Origin of the sequence: Gluconacetobacter asukensis, from assembly GCF_014174375.1 — a bacterium.
Lineage (GTDB): Bacteria > Pseudomonadota > Alphaproteobacteria > Acetobacterales > Acetobacteraceae > Gluconacetobacter > Gluconacetobacter asukensis.
On sequence record NZ_JABEQE010000003.1, the window covers coordinates 1 to 19857 of the forward strand.

Annotated in this window: 9 protein-coding genes; 6 read left to right on the forward strand and 3 right to left on the reverse strand. The window is 60.8% G+C overall.

The features are described from left to right. The first annotated feature begins 1221 nt into the window (after window positions 1-1221). From bcsA to HLH35_RS04370, 5 genes are read left to right on the forward strand one after another with little or no spacing between them, the layout of a single operon-like run. Window positions 1222-5850: a UDP-forming cellulose synthase catalytic subunit gene (gene bcsA / locus HLH35_RS04350; RefSeq protein WP_246384844.1), complete on the forward strand. Its 4629-nt coding sequence runs from the start codon at window positions 1222-1224 to the stop codon at window positions 5848-5850. A 44-nt stretch (window positions 5851-5894) separates the two neighbouring features. After that, complete coding sequence (locus tag HLH35_RS04355) at window positions 5895-6563, forward strand: SGNH/GDSL hydrolase family protein (RefSeq protein ID WP_182977992.1); 669 nt, start codon at window positions 5895-5897, stop codon at window positions 6561-6563. A gap of 53 nt (window positions 6564-6616) precedes the next feature. Then, on the forward strand, window positions 6617-7777 hold the full coding sequence (locus HLH35_RS04360) for an acyltransferase family protein (protein WP_182977993.1): 1161 nt from the start codon (window positions 6617-6619) through the stop codon (window positions 7775-7777). 28 nt (window positions 7778-7805) lie between these two features. Further along, window positions 7806-11612, forward strand: coding sequence for a cellulose biosynthesis protein BcsC (locus tag HLH35_RS04365; RefSeq protein ID WP_182977994.1), 3807 nt, complete (start codon window positions 7806-7808; stop codon window positions 11610-11612). 11 nt (window positions 11613-11623) lie between these two features. Then, window positions 11624-13321, forward strand: coding sequence for an SGNH/GDSL hydrolase family protein (locus HLH35_RS04370; RefSeq protein WP_182977995.1), 1698 nt, complete (start codon window positions 11624-11626; stop codon window positions 13319-13321). A 277-nt stretch (window positions 13322-13598) separates the two neighbouring features. Here HLH35_RS04370 and HLH35_RS04375 read toward each other — a convergent pair whose 3' ends face one another. Beyond that, on the reverse strand, window positions 13599-13862 hold the full coding sequence (locus HLH35_RS04375) for a hypothetical protein (protein WP_182977996.1): 264 nt from the start codon (window positions 13860-13862) through the stop codon (window positions 13599-13601). Between the two features lie 635 nt (window positions 13863-14497). Here HLH35_RS04375 and HLH35_RS04380 point away from each other — a divergent pair. Continuing rightward, a complete protein-coding gene (locus HLH35_RS04380) occupies window positions 14498-16954 on the forward strand; it encodes a TonB-dependent receptor (protein ID WP_182977997.1) in 2457 nt (818 codons plus the stop codon). Window positions 16955-17020: 66 nt separating this feature from the next. Here HLH35_RS04380 and HLH35_RS04385 read toward each other — a convergent pair whose 3' ends face one another. Next, a complete protein-coding gene (locus tag HLH35_RS04385; RefSeq protein ID WP_182977998.1) occupies window positions 17021-18469 on the reverse strand; it encodes a tetratricopeptide repeat protein in 1449 nt (482 codons plus the stop codon). 279 nt (window positions 18470-18748) lie between these two features. Further along, complete coding sequence (locus HLH35_RS04390) at window positions 18749-19846, reverse strand: flagellin (protein WP_182977999.1); 1098 nt, start codon at window positions 19844-19846, stop codon at window positions 18749-18751. Between the last annotated feature and the right edge of the window lie 11 nt (window positions 19847-19857).

Consider the following 19857-nt stretch of genomic DNA (forward strand, 5'->3'; position numbering starts at 1 on the left):
CGCTTTAATCGCTTCTCAAATCCAGCCATCCGGCCACGGCTCGCTCGGGTCCACATCCCCAGCTTGAATCACGCCCAAGCCACCGCATCAACACATTCTCAAACGGTCTCTAAGATGATAGGAAGATCAGCCTGTTGTTGGAGATGCGAAACAGGTCCTTGATATCTCCAGTTGACATATTTGTTTGTAAAGGTGACGTATTTATTCTCCCGCACCATGAATATAGAAAAATTCATCTTATTATATAAGAATAAAAATTTTGTCTGATGAAGATCTGAACTTTAAATGAGGTCCAAGACCTTTGTATCCCGTAATTTGTGCAAGGCAAGTCAGGGTCGTAGTCCGGTTTTCGCGATTGATTGATGACAGACGAATATACGTCTTCTATCGCCTTGTTGATGATCGCCACCAACATGCGTCATTCTTTCTGATCTGCATAGAAATAAATTTTAACTCTATAGATAATTTTTGTTCTTGTAAATCCCCATTTGGGGCATGAAGATTTATTCTGTTTCGGATACCAGATCAAGCCGTGCCTCGGGGGCGGATAAAGTATTGATGTGGGTTGGGTGGAGTCTGCGATCTCCGTAGATTAAGTTCGCGCTGATGCTATCGCATGTCGTGTCATCAGGGTCTGGCGTGCTGATGCAGAAGGCACGTAGCGGCCGGCGATCCGCCTGAGGATGGGGTGAGGAGTTGATATCGTGGGGAAGTGACCCCAGACCGACGTGTCTCGCAAGCGGTGTGGTCCGGAACGCGGGATTGCTGGCGTGGAACGTGTTTGGTTCGGTGTTGCGATTAGAAAAACGTTGCATGTTCCCTCTTTGGGTGGGCAGGCAGGCATGGTGAAAGATGCAATGGCCAAATGCGCAGGTAATTTTCAATTTTCGTGGGATGCAATGTTGCTTGAGTGCAATATTCTTCGATATTGATGGGTATATTTATTTTATTTTATTTGTAAAGAATTTTTGGTGATTTTCGCAATCTGTACAGCGTTTTTCATAAAAAAACGTGACAGATGGGTATCCTCAAAAACTCGTCGTGGGCTTTAAATATTGAATAATATAGATTATTAATAAAGCGTGATCTCTGCGCGCCGGCGGTGTGTGGCGAGCAATCTTTGGTGTCGATATGAGTTGGCAGGGGCGGCGGACGGACTTCCCTGAGAGTGGGACGCATGTCTGATATCTGGTTGGAATTTCCATGACGCGTCGGTTGGGTATGACAATGCATTCGAAGCCGTTTCGTCGGGTCGTGCTCGATTCCGCTCTTGTCGGCATCATCGGGCTGGGGCTGATGGTCTTGGTCAGCGCACTCACGCTGTCCGATCTGCAGCAGGGGCTGTTCGCGCTCGGTACGATCGGTCTGATGCTGGTTGTCAATCGCCTGCCGGGACGCCTGGCCAGCTGCTTCCTGATCACGCTGTCGATCATGATGTCGATGCGCTACATCGTGTGGCGGGTCGGGACAACGATCACTCATGACAACGTGCTGCAATTTGTTCTGTCCATCACGCTGCTCCTGGCAGAATGCTATGCTCTGGTGGTTCTCGGCCTGGGTTATTTCCAGATGATCTGGCCGCTGGAAAGGCAGGTGCATCCCCTGCCGGTGGATGAGACGCTCTGGCCATCTGTCGATGTCCTGGTCCCGACCTATCATGAAAGCCTGGACGTGGTGCGCGCGACAGTGCTGGCGGCGCAGGCGCTCGACTGGCCGGTGGACAAGCTGAACGTCTATATACTGGATGACGGAAGGCGGCAGGACTTCCACGATTTCGCTATCGAGTGCGGTGTCGGTTACATCACGCGGCCGGATAATCGCTTCGCCAAGGCGGGTAACCTCAACCATGCGCTTGGCATGACCGATGGAGACCTGGTGGTCGTGTTCGACTGCGACCACGTGCCGGTGCGCGATTTTCTGAAGCAGACGGTCGGCTGGCTGGTGGCCGAGCCGACGATGTGCATGCTGCAGACAGCGCATTATTTCTATTCGGCCGATCCGTTCCAGCGCAATCTGACGGCGGCCGAACAGGTGCCGCCGGAAGGCAATATGTTCTATGGCCTGATCCAGGATGGGAACGATCTGTGGGATTCGACCTTTTTCTGCGGGTCGTGCGCCGTGATCCGGCGGGCGGCGCTGGATAGCGTCGGCGGTTTCGCCACGGAGACCGTGACGGAGGACGCGCATACTGCCCTGAAGATGCAGCGCAAGGGCTGGAGTACCGGCTATCTGCGTCAAGCCCTGGCGGGCGGACTGGCGACCGAGCGGCTGATCTTTCATATCGGGCAGCGCATGCGCTGGGCGCGCGGCACGCTGCAGATCATGCGGATCGACAATCCCTTGCTGGGTCGGGGGCTGCGCTGGGAGCAGCGGCTCTGCTACCTGTCGTCGATGTCGCATTTCCTGTTCGCTGTGCCGCGTATCATCTTCCTGGCCGCGCCGATGGCCTTCCTGCTTCTGGGGGTGAATATCCTGACGGCGTCGCCCCTGGCGGCACTCGCCTATGCCGGGCCGCACATATTGCATTCGATGCTGACCCTGTCGCGAATCGAAGGACGCTGGCGTTATACCTTCTGGAGCGAGCTCTATGAAACTTCGCTCGCCATGTTCCTCGTGCGCCTGACGGTGTCCACCTTTCTGTGGCCGAACAAGGGACGTTTCAATGTTACTCGCAAAGGCACGCAGCTTCATAACGACTATTTCGATCTGCGTGCGGTCTATCCCAACGTCATCCTGGCCGTTCTGCTGGGGACAGCAGTGCTGCGCGGCATTTTCGGGGTGTGCTTCCAGCATCTCGACCAGGCGGCCTTCCAGTCGATGCTGCTCAATATATTTTGGGGCCTGTTCAGCCTGTTCATGATTCTGGCATCGATCGCGGTTGCCCGTGAAACGCGCCAGAGCCGCGTCCAGCATCGCGTGCGGGCCGATCTGCCGGTGACTCTGCAAACGGACACCGGTGAAGTCTGGCAGACCCGCACCACCGATCTGTCGCTGGGCGGGGTCGGGCTTATAGCACCAAGCGACATGCCGATTACCGGGCCCATGCAGGTCGTCCTTGATTACCACGATGCGCGGGACGGCCTCGACGCTTCGATCCGGGTCGAGATCCTGCGCCGACGCGGTGACCGCATGCATGCGCGCTGGCTGGTTTCGGGGTTGGACGGCGAGCGACAGGTCGTATCGATGATCTTCGGCCGTCATGATGCCTGGTCCTCGTGGGACGACTTTCCCCGGGATCGGCCTATCAGAAGTTTTCTCATCATCCTCAGGAACATTGCCGGCCTGTTCTGGCGGCGTTCCGGTGAGGCTCGTTTGTCCGTCATTCCTGCCGATGATGAGTCGTCTGATGACGTCACACCGGCCAAGACATTGGAGAAGGCAAGTTTCGTGTTGAAACCTTCACGACCAGCCACGCAGCGTGGCGTAGTGGCTTCCTGTGTCCTGGTGGCCGGCCTGGCGATGGCGGGCATCCCTATGGCCCATGGACAGACCGACGGGGCCCTGCCCGCGTCCGCCCCTGCGGAGGACGATCCGTCATTCGCCCTGCCGTTGCCGGCGCCGCCGGCCGCTTCGGAGGCCAAGCCGGCCCTTGCCGTGCCACCGCCTCCGGTCGCACCGGGGGCACCGGGACTGCCGATCAATGACACCAATGCCGGCGACCGCAATCCGGTAGCAGGTAGCGACGCCGCCATCGCCGCACGTATCTCGGATACCGAGGTGACGAATACGCTGTCCCTGCATGATCTGGGCGTATCCGGTCCCATGGTCCTGCGGGGTTACAGCCCGCTGCAGGGGGTGACTGTCGCGGTGCCGGCCAATCGTATCGTGACCCATGCCCAGTTGACGCTGTCCGGCGCGTTGTCACCCGAACTGCTTCCCGAAGCGAGTGCGGTGACCGTGACGCTGAACGAGCAATATGTCGGAACCATCAAGGTCGATCCGGAGCATCCACAGTTCGGGCCGCTGACGTTCGACATCAATCCTATGTATTTCGGTGGGAAGAACACGCTGAATTTTCATTTCGCCGGCGAGTACAGGCGGGATTGCAACGATCTTTATAACGAGGTCCTGTGGGCGCGTATTTCCGACCTGTCGCGCATCACGCTGACCACGGTGCGTATCGCGCCCGAACGGACGCTGGCGCGTCTGCCGGCGCCGTTCTTCGATCCGAACCTGCGTAATCCCGTGCGGATTCCGATGGTGATCCCCGCTACGGGGGCCAATTTGCGGGTCAGCGGCATGATCGCCTCCTGGTTCGGCAAGCTGGCGGATTTCCGGGAATTCTCCTTTCCGGTCACCAACGTGATCCCGGATGCCGGCAATGCGATCCAGATCGGTGAAAACCTGCCGGTCGGGCCTGATGGCCTGCCGCCGGAAGGGCCGACGCTGCTCGAAATACCCAATCCCAACGATCGCTGGGGTACGATCCTAGTGGTGACCGGGCGAAACCCGCAGGAACTGGAGATTGCGGCGCGGGCGCTGGTGCTGTCGCCCACGACTCTGGGTGCGGTGAATGCGCAGGTGGTGGCGAATGTCGAGGCCGCGCCGCGCAAGCCCTATGACGCGCCGTCTTTCGTGCCGACGGATCGCCCGGTCCGTTTCGGCGAGTTGGTGCCGGCTGAGACATTGGAAGCGAACGGCTTTGCGCCTTCCTTGCTCAACATGCCGTTTCATCTGCCGACCGATCTCTATACATGGCGGCAACGGCCGTTCCTGATGGATCTGTGGGTCCATCCGCCTGGTGTCATCGGCGGAACGACGGTCGATCTGGCGAGTTCGCGGCTGGATGTGTCGGTCAACGACATCTTCCTGCAACGCTCCTCGATGATTGCGTCGGGAACCTGGGACACATGGTCGCGGCGGCTGATCAATCCGCATTTCGGCACGGTCGGCATTCAGGTGGCGTTGCCGCCCGCGACGCTGTTCGGCCAGAATCAGCTTCAATTCGCGTTTGATGCCAGGCCGGTCGATCGTGGTGCCTGCCGTCACGTTCCGATCGACCTCCATACGAGTGTGGATGAGTCGTCGGTGCTGGATTTCCGGCGGGCCTATCATTTCACCACGCTTCCGGACCTGGCCCAGTTCGCCCAGATCGGTTTTCCCTTTACGCGTATGGCGGATCTGTCGGAGACGACGGTGGTCATGCCGCGTCATCCGGATAATGCGACGGTGGGAGCCTATCTGGACCTGATGGGCGTCTTCGGCGCGACGACGTGGTACCCCACGACCGGGGTGTCGATTGTCTATACAGACAGTATCGATGCGGCTCCTCCAGCAGGTGACGTCATTCTCCTGGCGACGGCCAAGCAGGTGCATGAAGCGGTGTCGTTGCTGTCCCGGGCGCCTTATCAGGTTGACGGGACCCGGATTACCGCTGGGCAATACACGGGTCTGCAAGGGGTTCGCTATCTGTTCCAGGACCGCGACCAGACCGGATTGCGCAATGCCGTGACGGCAAGGCTGCGGGCGCCGATCGTGGGGGCGGGACTGCTGATCGGCGCGCAGTCACCCTTTGACTCCCATCGATCGGTCGTGGCGATCATGGGCGACACGCCGGAGCGGCTGCAGGAGATGGTGCTGGCGCTGCGCGACGCGGCCGTTCATCCGCTGATCCAGGGAGATCTGGTTATCAAGAACGGCGAGCGGATTTCCAGCTATCGCACGGCGCCGCGTTATACGGTCGGGTCGTTGCCGTTGTGGATGTGGCCGGCCTGGTACCTCGATGGCCATCTGTTCGGCCTGTCGCTGGTCGGCCTGCTCGGTACCGGTCTGCTGGCCTATGTGATCTGGCGGGGCTTGCGGCGCCGGGCGCATCGTCGCCTGGGCGATATGTCCTCGGACGACAAGTGAGCGTGTTGTCCTGAGGGAATGAGAATGAAGGACGGAAACCGGATATGAGTGCGCTTCTCGCAGGTCTTACGCTGCTGATTATCGGCGACAGCCATGTGACGTTCAAGGACTCGCTGCTGTCGGTCCTGCCGGACGCGTTGACGGCGCAGGGCGCGAAGGTCGTGGCCTATGGGGTCTGCTCGTCGCAGGCGGCGGATTGGGTGGTACCCAATCCGAACAATGGCTGCGGCGCGGCCGAGCGGATCGACGATGCCCCGCTGGGGCCGCCGAACATGCAGCCGGCGGCCCCGCCGTCAATGTCGTCGCTACTGGAGAAATGGCATCCGAATGTGGTGATGGTGGTGCTGGGTGACACCATGGCGTCGTACGGGCAGGAGAGCGTTTCCAAATCCTGGGTCGATGAGCAGGTGAAGACCCTGACCTATACGATCGGCAAGACCGCCTGTATCTGGATCGGGCCGACCTGGGGCCAGTACAGCCCGCGCTATGGCAAGACCGACGCGCGGGCCGCGGAAATGGCGGCCTTCCTCAAGACTGAAGTTGCACCCTGCACTTATATCGACGGCACGGCTCTGATGAAGCCGGGTTCGGTCGCGACCATCGACGGGATTCACGCCACGCCGGCAAGCTATCGGGTATGGGGCGATGCGATTCTGCAGGCGACGGTGCCGCTGTTGCAGAAGATCAAGAATGGGGCGGCTGCGGCGCCATAGGCCATCCTGGCCCGTTCGCATCCCTTTAGAGCGCATTTGTACGGAAGGCCGGAATGTTACAGCGCATCACGACCCCCTCTGAGGCAGGCAACTGGCCGGAGGCCCTGCGGCGAGTTTTCTTCCCGATCGACCGCCGGAGGGATGTCGACGGGCTGCGCGGTCTGGCCGTGTTGCTGGTGGTGCTGTTTCATGCCGGATGGATCCGTGGCGGTTTCATCGGCGTTGATGTTTTCATCGTGATTTCCGGCTATTTCATGGGCCGTTCGGCGTTGCTTCAATCGCCGTTCCGGCCCGTGAATTTCGTTTGCCGCCGCCTCTATCGCCTGCTGCCGGCCCTGCTGTGCATGATTGTTGCCGTCTGTGCGGCCATGCTGTGGTGGGTCCTGGCCAGCGATCGGGCCGACATTGCGCTCAACGGTGCCTATTCGCTGGTTTACCTGTCGAATCTGTGGGCTGCGGGTCATGTCGGATATTTCGAAGGGCAGAGTATCGCCTATCCGTTCCTGCATACATGGTCGCTCTCGCTGGAGATGCAGTTCTATACGATCATCTTCTTCATGGCGCTTTTCCTGCCCTATGTTCGGCATCGTGGCTGGGCGATCATCGGGATCTTCGTGCTTTCGCTGGTTTCCAGCGTGACGGCCCATCTGCACGGCGATGTCCAAGCCTATTACAGCATCTTCGACCGGATGTGGCAGTTCTCGCTCGGGACCATGATCTGGCTTCTGCCGCCGTTCCGCATCTCGTCGGTCGCGGCGAATCTCGTCAGTGCGGTGGCGTGTGCGACGATCGTTCTGGCCGGACTGTTCTATTCCCTGAATTTCGCCTGCCCGTCCTATATGTCGGTGCTGCCCTGCCTGGCGGCGGCCGCGCTGATCGCGCTGCCGCAGACCTGGGTTTCACGAACGGGGTTGAGCCTGCTGTCGCCGCTGGGCGTCATGTCCTATTCTGTCTATCTGTGGCATTGGCCCTGTATTGTCGTGGCGAATTACCTGATGGTTTTTTCGGTGCATGGCTGGGTCATGGCCTGCGTGCTGGCACTGGCGCTGGTGGCTAGTTTCATAAGCTATGTATGCGTCGAACGGATCGGACTGGCGTATGAAGGCCGCGTGGCCATGCCGGTGCGGGTCCGTGGGGCGTTGTGTCTGGTCGGAACCAGCGGGCTCGTCGCGCTGGGGCTGTCAATCATATCGGCGGTATCCCGTGTCCATTAGATTGCGCTCGCCCCAGGGGAACGGACAATTGCGTGCATATTTGACCGGCATGACGATGCTGGGCGGCCTGGTCGCATGGGGGCCGGGGGTGGCCTATGCCCAGGAGACAACAGCAGACGGCGCGGTTCCGGCGGCCGCTGGGCCGGTGGTTACCGGGGATGCCAGTCCCGTGCCGACAGCCGACGCCCGCCTGGCGCATGCCCGGTCGGTGTTGGACCTGGTGCTGGAGCAAAGTCATTACTGGATCGACGCGGGCGAGTTCGTCCGGGCGGGCGAAAGCATCCAGCGTGCGCTGGCGATCCAGCCGACCAATGTCGACGCGCTGAACATGCTGTGCGTGGTGCAGATCGGGACCGGCGATGTCGCGGCCGCGCAGCTGACACTGAATCGCCTGGCTGCCGCCGGTGGGAGTGCGGGCCAGTTGTCGCGGCTGCGCGCGGCTATGCGGGCAGGGCCCGTGGATCCGAAGGGATTGGCCGAGGCACGCAAGCTGGCCGGATCGGGCAGCATGCTGGCCGCGATGCTGCGCTATCGCGCGCTGTTTCATGACGGCGAACCGCCGCCCGCCTTGGCTTTGGAATATTACCGTGTACTGGGCGGCACCATTCTTGGATATAACGATGCACGCGCCAGGCTGTCGGCCCTGGTGGCGGAAAGCCCGCACGATCTGAATGCACAGCTGGCGCTGGCGCAGATCCAGACCTATCGCGATGTGTCACGGGTCCAGGGCCTGGCGGCACTACGTCGTCTGGCCGGGGCCGACACGCAGCCCCTGATCCGTCGCCAGGCGATTGCGGCATGGCACGAAACGCTGTCCTGGGTTCCGATCGTCGGGTCCAGCATTCCGCTCTACATGGAGTGGCTGGCGCTGCATCCGGACGACGCGGCGATCGTCACCCGGTTGGAGAAGGCCCGTGCCGTTCAGGCGGCGATCGACGAAGGTAATGACCGGACCGAGGGGTTCGTCCTGTTGGAGCATGGACGGTTGGATGCCGCCAGTGCTGCCTTCCAGCGGGCATTGATCGTCAGTCCACAGGACGCGGATGTGCTGGGCGGGCTGGGGCTGGTGGCGCAGCGGCACAACCAGATCGCGGTTGCCCGCCGCTTCTTCCACCAGGCCATCGATGCGGATGCGGGGCGTGCATCCCACTGGCGCGCCGCATTGAGCGCGTTGAATGCCGTCGGTGGGAATGATCCGGAGATCGTCGCGATCAACCGTCTGGTGGCGGAAGGACAGTATGACGCTGCGCGGACGGCGCTGGAGCATCTGGCGCGGCGTCCCGAAATGGCATTTGCATCGCTGCTGATGACTGCCGGCCTTGACCGGCTGCAAGGGCGGCCGGCTGAAGCTGAACAGCGTTACCGGCAGGCGTTGCGGCAGCGTCCGGCCGACCCCGATGCGCTCTTCAATCTGGCGGACCTGTTGTTCCAGGCCGGGCAGGTGGATGAGGCACGCGTTCTGACGGCTCGAGTGGCGACTCTGCGGCCGGCCTTGTTGCCCCGCCTGCTGGCTGCGGACGATACGGCCCGCGCCGCCCGCGCCGGCACCGATGCCGAGCGGATCGCCCTGTTGCACCAGGCGCTGGACAGGGTTTCCGGCGATCCGTGGCTGACCTTGCGTCTGGCGCAAGCGCTCTATCATGACGGTCAGCCCACCGAGGCCCGGACGTTGATGGAGACTCTGACCCGCAACGAACATGCCACCTCGCCCAGCCTACGGGCCGGCGTGATCTTCGCGATGAATATGCGGCGGTACGAGGACGCGGCCGTGCTGCTGGAGCGGCTGCCGCCGGAAACACGTGGTCCGAGTATGCAGCGTGCCGCCGAACTGGTCGCCTTCTACCGCCGCGTCACCGCCGTGCCGAAGGACGATCCGCGTTCGATACGGGCCTTGGCCGACCAGCCTGATCCGACCGGCGATCGCGCGGCGATCCTGGTCGATGCGCTGCTGGCGCGTCATGATAGGGACGGCGCGCGCTGGGCGTTGGCGCATGAGAGCGCGATCACCCTGTCCGCCACCCCCGCACAGAAACTGCTCTATGCCGGCCTTGCGTTGCGCCTGGGGGTTCCCGCCGACGCGCAACGCGCGTTGGATGCCTATGACCGCCTTGTCCGTGCCGAGGGCATGCCGCCGGCGGCGGATGCCGTCCTGGCGCGCGCGGACCTGGCGGCGGGGGTTGCGATCCAGCGCAGCGACGAGGAAGTCCGCGCCGGGCGGCCGCAGGAGGCCTATCGCCTGATCGCGCCGATCGTCAGCCTGCATCCGGATTCGGTGGCGGCGTGGCTGGCTCTGGGGCGCGTCTACCATGGGTTGAACCAGCCGCAGATGGCGTTGCGCGCCGACCAGGAAGCCCTGCGACGGGGGCCGCAATCCGTCGATGCGGTGGCGGCGGTGGCACAGGACGCGCTGGCTCTCGACGACCGGCCGGCGGCGAGGGCGATGGAACGGCGTTTGATGGCCAGTGCCCCCAAGCTGTCGACAACCTGGCGGATACGGGCCGAGAACGATCGCCTCGATGGACGCGACCGCCAGCAGGAGGCCGACCTGGTCTTTGCCCGCGAACTGCAATGCGGCGCGGAACAGGAGCCTGCCTGCGCGCCTGCTGTCCGGCAGAAGCCGGATTACCGTTGGCCCGAGATCGAGACCGCATACGTGCCGTTGCGCGGAGCTCCGTTGCCTGCCGGCGAACATTACCTGCCGCAGGACGGTCAGGTCGGGTCCATGAACCGGCAGATCGTCTATCTGCAGGAAAGCACGGCACCACAACTGGATGCCAACACCTATGTCCGCAGCCGCCTTGGCACGGTCGGGCTGGGTCAGCTGACCGAACTGGCGGTGCCCATCACCGGAACGATCCCCTTTGCCTCCTGGCAGAACCGGATTTCGTTTTCGGTCACGCCGACGTTCCTTTTTACCGGAGATCCGTTGAGCCGCGCTTATAGTGCCGCCCGGTTCGGTACGGTTCCGCTTTATGGCAGCGGGTCTGGAGGGCGTCATGCATACAACGTGCAGGGCGTGGGGTTGGATGTCCGCTATGTCGACCATTGGTTCGCGGCCGATGTCGGATCCAGCCCGCTCGGCTTCCCCATTGCCAATGTGTTGGGCGGAGTCGAATTCTCACCGCGTCTGACCGATAATCTGACGCTGAGGATCACCGGCGATCGGCGGATGGTGACCGACAGTGAATTGTCCTATGCCGGCATGCGTGATCCGGGAACCGGCAAGGTATGGGGTGGCGTTACGCGGATCGGCGGACATGGTTCGCTGGAATGGGCCAATGAGATATGGAACGCTTATGCCGGCGGCGGTTTCGCCCTGCTGCAGGGGACCCATGTTGCCGACAATACCGAGGCCGATGCCGAACTGGGGGGCAGCGTGACCGTATGGCAGCGGGTGCAGCGGCAGAGGCTGCGGCTGGGCCTGGATGCTGAATATCTCGCCTATCGTCGGAATGAATATGAATTCACCCTGGGGCAGGGCGGATATTTCTCGCCCCAAAGCTATTACGCCGTTATGCCGTCGGCTGACTATACGGGCCATGTCGATCGCTGGACGTGGTCGGTGCGGGGGGCTGTCGGGTACCAGAACTATCATGTGAGCTCCGCATCGTATTTCCCGTTGGACCCTACCATGCAGAGGATGATGGCCCTGCTGGGGTCGAATCGATATGACAGCCAGGGCGCCAGCGGTGTCGCCGGCAGCGGAAAGGCGCGTATCGTCTATCAGGTGACCGACGGCCTGCGCCTGGGGGTAGAGGGCGGATATATTCGGTCGGGAAGCTGGTCTGAAGCCAGCGGCATGCTGATGGCGCATTATCGGTTCGATGGGCCGTAAGGAGGCAGATCATGTGCTTCGCAGGCCGCTCGAACCCGCGCGGGATCATATTCTGGTCGGCTTGCCTGCTGCTTTCGGCCATCGGGCCCGCAATGGCAGCCGAAGACTGCCCGGTGCCCGGTGCGCCGGAGATGACCTGTATTGCCAGCGGTTCCATCCCGGTGGGCCGGCCGCCGTACGCACATGATGATTCGCGCGCGGGATATGCTGTTGGCGATTTATGGCAGGCTGGGGGGCAGGTCTGGCATGCCGTTTCGGTTCAGCCCGATGCTGCGCGCTGGGACCCGGTGCCTGTCGTCCGACCCGGTGATCCGTTCGGTATTCATACCGTCTTCGCCGGCGGCACGATGCGGATGATCGCGAACTATACCGGCCCGGCACTGGATATCGCGATGACCGTCTCCGGTCGTGTTCTGCAGCGTACGATCGCGATTCGTCCCGACGGGCATTTCGATGCGCCAGCGCTGGAGGTCGCGCTGGCGACACGTGACAATGGCACGGCCGTGCTGGTGACGCGGATCTATGATCAGAGTGGTCACCATCATGATCTGACGGCAATTCCCGGGCATGCGGCGGCTCATATTGGTGCAGTGCGTATCGCGGGGCACGACGTGATTTCGTGGGGCGAACGGAACGGGCCGGGGGGATTCTCGATCCCCGCAGACATGGCGTTGCCGCGCGACGGATTTTTCTTCGGCACGACGGGCATGGTCGCCTCCTCCAATAGTGCGTCGGGTGCCTATCCTGTCCTTGCGACCTTCGGGCAAGGCGGACAGGCAGTTCGCATTTTCACGGGGAGCTATACGCTCGATGGGTTCGTGCATCTGGGGGACGCGAATAATCCTGACCAGCGGAGTGGCTTCGTGCTGCCCAGCAGCCCGGTGGCTTTCGGGATCGGCTCGGGACCGAATGGCTATCGGCTCGTTTCGTCCCGGGCGATTGTGGCGCATCCCAGCGTGATCCGCTCAGGGACATTGAGTGGGGGCTTCATCGGTTACGGCGGAGAGGCCGATGCATGGGTCGCTCAAGGGCGTGGAACGGCCCTGTACACCGGTATCGTTATTGCTGATGCGGCGCCTTCGGATGACATGCTGTTGGCTTTTCAGGCATCGGCGGCAGCCGACAATCATGATCTTCCTCAGCAGCGCACCGTCTTTGTGGCGATCGGAGACAGCCGAACGGAAGGGTATCAACTGGCGGACGGCGGGAACTGGCCGGTGCTGATGCAGCGGATGGCTCGATATCACAGCTATAATTTCGCGGTATCGGGTGCCACGACGCGGCAGATGCTTGCGGCCCTGCCTGCTGCAGGTGCAGCGGCGTCGGGAGCGGCGCGCCGTGTTGCGGTGGTGTTCGGGGGATTCAACGATCATCTGGAACAGAGCAATATCCCGGCTGACGAGACCGTTGCCAAGCTGGCAACGATCGTAAAGACCCTGAAGGGATTCGGTTTTACGGTTGCTCTCATGGCGGAGGCCAATACCAGCGGGCCCCGCCGGGTGGCGATCGCGGATGCGCTTCGTCGAGGCCGTATCGCCGCTGATCTTGTCATCGACCCGTTTGCTGCAGGGCAGAAGCTGTTCAATGTGGAGGACCGCCGTTACTGGCAGGCGGACGATACGCACCCGACCGATGCAGGTGCCGCCATGCTGGCGGACGTGGTATGGGCGCATGTGAGGCCGTTGCTTTCTCCGGTTGAGCACCATTGAAATGCGAGCCCCTCGCCGATCCGTCGTCATGCTGCCCGAGGCGGGATGGCCGGACAGGAGTGAGCCGTCTCGCCTGCCGACAGTCGGGGCAGAGCGTAGCGGCTCGGCCAGGGCACCGATGACGCCCTGACGCAGGCATCGCGCTGGACGGCGCCGACGCCCGATTTCAGTGGTCCGAAGGGCAGCGCGGCCCACGAATATCCTGATCGAGAAGTTTGTATGATGATCCTGATATGCCCCGATGGCAAAGGTCAGGACGTGGGGGCCGGCGGTCGGGTCAGCCGGCGGAGAAGCTGGGCAGCTTCTGCATGATGGCGGCGCAAAACAGATGCACGGCGCGGTCAGCAACAGGGCGACGCAGCAGGCTGCGGGCAATCAGGTGAATGGTGGTTGATGACGGGGCGTTCACCGTGTGCACTCGGCCGGAGACGCATGCACGCCGGTGCCGACCGACCCTGGTGATCTCGGCATAAAGCAGGCTGGTGCCCATCGCCGTCTGGGAATGCGCGCCGAACAGCATGATCCGCGCGGGCAGCGGCATCAGCCATATGCCGCCGCCTGCGGGCGAGGGGCAGGATATCTTCTGAACCGGGCGGTTGCTATTGGCTGGATTTTGAAAACGGCCTGACGGTCTGCTCCCTCATCATCAGCGGGAAACGCAAAAATCGCCCGGACTATTCCATCCGGGATCAAGGAGGCCGGTGACTGGGCGAATCGTTGGTAGCCGCCTTGGGCGGAATTGTGGTGCTGGTCTATTATTTCTTTTATGGAATGATCTGCGGGCCGGCTGCTGCTTGCTCTAATGTTTGATTGTATCGCGCAGAGGTTGAGGCGTGTGGCAGATACTTCGGGAGCGGACTCTATATCACCAGGCTGATCCGTCCGAATTAAAATAATAATGAAAACAATGAATTAATTGGGGGCTCGCGGTTCGAACGACGATAGGCGGCTTTGGAAGCCGGTGGATGAAGCGGCCCCACATTGTGTCGGCCGACAGGGCTGTAACCTTCAGCCGTTTGTTGCAACTTTGTCACGCGCAACGGATTTTTCGTTGGTTTCGAAAAATGAGTTTGAATAATTAATGAAATTTCTGATGCTCTCTATACAGAACCAGACTATTCGGTCAGGTTCCAAGAAAAATGACCCGGTGGGTCATATTTCATCAATGGAGATTGTATGACAAACTATATCAGATCGACGATGCTCGCTCTGGTGTCTTCGACTGTACTGTCGTCGGGGGCGTTGGCGCAGGAGATGGGCACTTCATCGGCGACAGGACAGGCGAGCCCGGCCAAGGTCGAAGCGCGTCCGTCAATGCTTGGTGCGACGTCGCCGACCGACGAGCAGGTGGAGGTCACGGCCCATACCTATGGTGATGGCGTGACGCGCCGTGCACTGGGCGGCGGCTTGATGGTGAACCAGGACGCGCCGAAATCGATCTCTGAGGTGACACGCGATTTCATCGCCAAGCAGAACCCGGGCCAGAACCCGATGCAACTGATCGCGCTGCTGCCGGGCGCCAACGTGTCGGACACTGACCCGCTGGGCATGACGGGCGGCCACATGTCGGTGCGCGGCCTGAGCGAAAGCCAGATGGGTTATACGCTGGAAGGCTTTCCGATCAACGATATTGGGAACTTCGCCGTCTATCCGCAGGAAATCGTCGATTCCGAGAACCTCCAGAGCATCCGTCTGGCGCAGGGTTCGGCCGATCTGGACAGCCCGCATATCAGCGCTTCGGGCGGTGTGGTCGACATGTACATGATCGATCCGAAGAAGCAGATGGGCGGCAAGATCGACATGTCCTACGGATCGTTCAACGCCACCCGTGGCTTTGCGCGCTTCGATACCGGCTATATCGGCCATACCAACCTGCGCGCCTATTTCTCGTATTCCCAGGGGCGGCAGGACCATTGGCGCGGCCCGGGTTACGAGAACAAGAAGCATGGCGAAATGAAGATCGTGAACGACTGGGGGCAGGGCAATCGCATCTCGCTCGCGGTCGTGGGCAACTCGCTGCAGAACGATGCCTATCCCAGCGTCACCAAGGCGAGCTGGAACCAGTGGGGCTACGGGTTCGACAACCCGGTCGGCAGCAGCGGCCTGATGAAGACCGATGCGCCGAACACGGTCTATGAGCGGCATTTCGTGCCGGGTGACAATAACTACTACAAGCTGCATCCGAATCCGTTCACCAACATCTATGCCAGCATGCCGTCGACCTTCACGCTGACGGACCATCTGACGCTGACGGAAACGCCCTATTTCTGGTATGGTTACGGCAATGGCGGTGGTGCCTATGCGACCAGTCTGACCGGTTACCAGTATGGTGCGCAGAAGATCGGCGGAACGATCAATGGTCTCTCGTCCGGTTCGCCGCTACTGTATAACCCGTCCCTGACGGAGACCTATCGTCCGGGCGCCACGACGAAGCTGACCTGGTCCTACGGGCCGAACCGGCTGATGGTCGGCTATTGGTTCGAATATTCGAAGCAGCGCCAGACCGGACCGTACAGCCAGGTGGGCCCGGACGGAACGCCGCTGGACGTCTGGGGCGGCGGGCCGCAGCTGGTGCTGAACAATGGGGTTACGGCGCAGTATCGCAACACGCTGACGCAGACCGAAGTCCATACGCCGTTCATCGGCGACAGCCTGTCGCTGCTTCATGACCGGCTGACGATCGACGCCGGCCTGAAATATTCGATCGTGACGCGTCGTGGCACCAACAACCTGCCTGACGTCTCGCAGAAATATGTCAATACCGATTACGCCAAGGCCCTGCCGACCGCGGCCATTCGCTACAAGATCAATAACGAGAACCAGGTCTTCGTTTCGGTGGCGACCAACTACCGTATGCCGACCAACTATGCGCTGTATGATTCAGGCGCCTATTACGCGGGCACTGGATATTCGACCAAGGCCAGCCCCAACCAGCAGCCTGAAGTCTCGATTTCCGAAGAAGCCGGCTGGCGTTACCAGGGAAGCCTGATTTCCTCGTCCTTGACCTACTTCCATTATAATTTCACGGATCGTCTGTTCACCCAGACGCTCGTCGATCCGATCTCGGGCGCCTACTGGACGAGCAACGCCAATGGTGGTGGCGAGCATTCGGACGGTGTCGATTTCGAAATCGGTACCCGGCCGTTCCATAACATCCGCCCCTATGTATCGGCTGAGTATCTGCATGCCGTGACGGACAGCAACCTGCAGGCATCGTCGGGCAAGATTGTCGATTATCTGCCGACGAAGGGGAAAATCGCGCCGCAGTCGCCGCCGTGGCAGGTCGGGTTCGGCCTGGATTACGACGACGGCCACCGGTTCGGCAGCTTCAACCTGAAATATGTTGCGAAGCAGTATGCAACGTTCATGAACGATCAGAAGATGAAGGGCTATACGCGCATGAACATTGCAGTCGGTTATCGCTTCAGCGATTTCGGCCTGATGAAGAGCCCGAGCATCCGCCTGAACCTGCAGAACATCACCGGCAGCAGGAATCTGACCTGGATCAATAGCGTCCAGACCAATGCGACGGCGATGACGGGGATCAACGGCAACCTGATTTCGGCCAAGGCCCCAACCTATTCGATCGGTATCCCGTTCTCGGCACTGGCGACCTTCAGCAGCGATTTCTGATCGTTGCAGTAGTTTTGGGGCCATGCCGTCGGCATGACCCCATCGGGTGAGGTCCGGCGCGGTGGCTTATGCCATCGCGCCGGATTGCTTTTGAGGGATGGCGGAATGCGCTGCGAGAGCGCGCAGGTCGGTGCATATGCGGCGGATCGGGTCCGACCAGTCGAGGGGCGCGGCCTGCTGGTACAGGCGCAGGCTGTCATACCAGGGGGAATCGGTGCGGCCGGAAAGCCAGCGCCAGCACTGATCGTAGCGGGATAGCATCCAGACCGGTTTCCCCAGCCCGGCCGCCACATGAGCCGTCGAGGTATCGACGGCGATCACCAGATCCAGCGCCGCAACCAGCGCGGCGGTATCGCTGAAATCCCGCAACAGGGGCGTGTCGTCGATTAGATTCATCCCGGCGGGCGGGGTGCGGGCCTGGGAGGATTTTTCGCCGATCTGGAGACTGTAGAACAGAATGTCCGCATCTATGTCGGCAAGGGGCGCGAAGGTCGAAAGATCGGTCGAACGCCGCCGGTTGGCAAGCTCGGCCGCTTGGATTTCGGGATGTGGAGCGCCCGCCCATACGAGGCCGACACGAAGGGCGGGCCGCCCACTCGCTGCAACATCCTGATGGAGCATGTCGTGCCAGAATGATGTTTTTTGGGCGTCGGCCCGAAGGAAGCCACCGGCGGAAGGAATGGTTGCCAGGGTTGTACCCAGCGCGAAAGGGAGGCTAAGAACCGGGCATTGAAGATCGTGCGGCGGTACCTCGTCATCTTCAGAAAAAAAAATCTGTTCGGGAAAAGATTGCCGGAGCATGGTCAGCAATTCCTTTCTTGCCCGGACGATCACGCGCCCTCCCCGTTGCGCGGCAAATGGAATAAAACGGGAGAACTGGATCATGTCACCAAAACCACCCTCGGTATGAATCATGAGGGTAAGGTCATGGAAATGCTCGCCTTTCCATTGTGGCACGGTCATGCCGTAGCTGCGGGAACTGTGCGTTGTCCAACGCCACTCATATTCCCGAAACCCCGCCAGATAATCGCCATGTGCCAGTAGCGAGATGGCATAGTTGGTGCGTGTCTTCGCGTTGTCGGGTGTGAGTTGTACGGCGATCTGATGAAATTTCTGGGCCAGTTCATGCGCGCCGCGATGATCAAGGACCACACCGAGATTGCTTAGGGCCAGGGCATGCGCAGGGCTCTGTTGCAGACAGTTTCTGTAGGCTGTGGTCGCGTCATCATAGCGTTGCAGGTGCAGCAACGTGTTGCCCAGATTGGACCATGCATCGGGCTGGGTCGGGTCGAGCGCAAGAGAACGAGAGAGGACAGCGTACGCATCGTCAAAACGGCTGAACTGGTTTAACAATCCGCCGTAATTGCTCAAGGTTATGGGATCGTCTGGGGTGGATTCCAGTCGGGTCCGATAAACGGCTGCGGCTTCATTCAGGCGTCCGGCGAGTTGGAGTGCTTCGCCACTTTCTTGGGGGTGAAGCGTCTGCTCCGCGGAAGGCCCAATTGGCTGGGACATGACGTGCAAACCCTTATCGTCTTGTGAAGGGGGAAAACCGGCCACGGATATGCAGGATTTTCCAGAGGGCCGAGTGCGCAGCACGATATCCGCGGGGCAGTGGACAGGATGTGCACCGGGGCGATGAAAGTCCACTGATTACCGGACGTGTCCGGAAAGCATTTTTATGGGCGGGGCCTGAGAGCAATCTGCCACGTACCTGGAAGGAAGAGCATGATATCGGGCGCGCCTTGATGGCAGATAGGAGCTTGCGAGAAAGGACCTGAGCCCGGAATAGGCTCAGATATAATTGGCTAACGTCATGTCCTTCATATCAGCAACCAGTTTGTAGGAGGTTTCAAGCTGCAATTTGACGGCCGCCATCTGTGTGGCGACGACCGCAGGATCGGCGTCCATTGCGCTGCTAAGCTGATCTTCCAGCGTGGATTGGACACTGGTCAGCAAGCCTGATTGCGCCGTAAGACTGTTCTGGGTGGAACCAACCGAAGATTCCAGTTCGGTAAGCTGGCTGATGGTAGTTTGCAGGGACGAATAAAGCTGCTTGGCCATGTCGGAGAAGCCCGTTGTCGACGATGACATGCCGCCCATGGCTGACGCGACCATCATGTCGCGCATCAGGTCGCGAATGGGCGAACCTGTTGATGTTGACGACGCGGCGGAAGTCGTCGAGCTTTGGGTTGCGACAACGCCGACATTTGTGGACGCATTGTTATTCGTCGCAGTGACACGCTGAAGGTTCTGGGCGGAATCGGGGGCAACGGACAGGGACGCCGAGAAGACGCTGAGGGGATTGCTGGAAGCGGAGTCGTTCGTTGCGGCTGCCGTCGTGGCCTGTTCCATGACCGACGTCGCCCCGGCCGTGTCGAGCGAACTGACGATATTCGAGATCGTGGTCGCGAGATTGCTGTTCGCGAGCGGTTCCGTGCTGGGGATTGTCGGCGTGTTGCTATCGGTTCCGGAAAAGACGTAGGTCGATCCGCTGGTCGTATTGAGAACAGTCTTCAGTGCCGTCAGCGAGCTCTGTGCCTGTTCGGCAACGGCTGCGACCGAACTGGTATCGCTCGTGCCTGAAACGCTCAGTAGGCCCGTTGCCATGGACTGAGCCTGCGAGACGAGTTGGGCCAAGGCGCTGGCCGTGACCGACAGGTCGGCCTGGGCATTCGTGATGTTGGACTGCCAGGACTGGATCTGGGTAAGTTTCGGCGTCAGGCTGATTGCCGCTGATCGTGTCGAACCTATTCCTGCGAATGTCGAGGCCAGCGTGCCGTTTCCGGCCTGCCAAGTCAGCGTTTCCTGCTGCACGGACATGGACTTGATGCTGGCGGCAAGGATCAGTGATGTAGCGCTACCGCCATATTGATTGATTGCCGAGCTCATCGGTTCCCTAT

Excerpts from the sequence above, each read along its gene's own strand:
- bcsA (WP_246384844.1), top strand. The coding sequence starts at position 1,222 with ATGACAATGCATTCGAAGCCGTTTCGTCGGGTCGTGCTCGATTCCGCT.
- HLH35_RS04355 (WP_182977992.1), top strand. The coding sequence starts at position 5,895 with ATGAGTGCGCTTCTCGCAGGTCTTACGCTGCTGATTATCGGCGACAGC.
- HLH35_RS04360 (WP_182977993.1), top strand. The coding sequence starts at position 6,617 with ATGTTACAGCGCATCACGACCCCCTCTGAGGCAGGCAACTGGCCGGAG.
- HLH35_RS04370 (WP_182977995.1), top strand. The coding sequence starts at position 11,624 with ATGTGCTTCGCAGGCCGCTCGAACCCGCGCGGGATCATATTCTGGTCG.
- HLH35_RS04375 (WP_182977996.1), bottom strand. The coding sequence starts at position 13,862 with ATGCCGCTGCCCGCGCGGATCATGCTGTTCGGCGCGCATTCCCAGACG.
- HLH35_RS04380 (WP_182977997.1), top strand. The coding sequence starts at position 14,498 with ATGACAAACTATATCAGATCGACGATGCTCGCTCTGGTGTCTTCGACT.
- HLH35_RS04385 (WP_182977998.1), bottom strand. The coding sequence starts at position 18,469 with ATGTCCCAGCCAATTGGGCCTTCCGCGGAGCAGACGCTTCACCCCCAA.
- HLH35_RS04390 (WP_182977999.1), bottom strand. The coding sequence starts at position 19,846 with ATGAGCTCGGCAATCAATCAATATGGCGGTAGCGCTACATCACTGATC.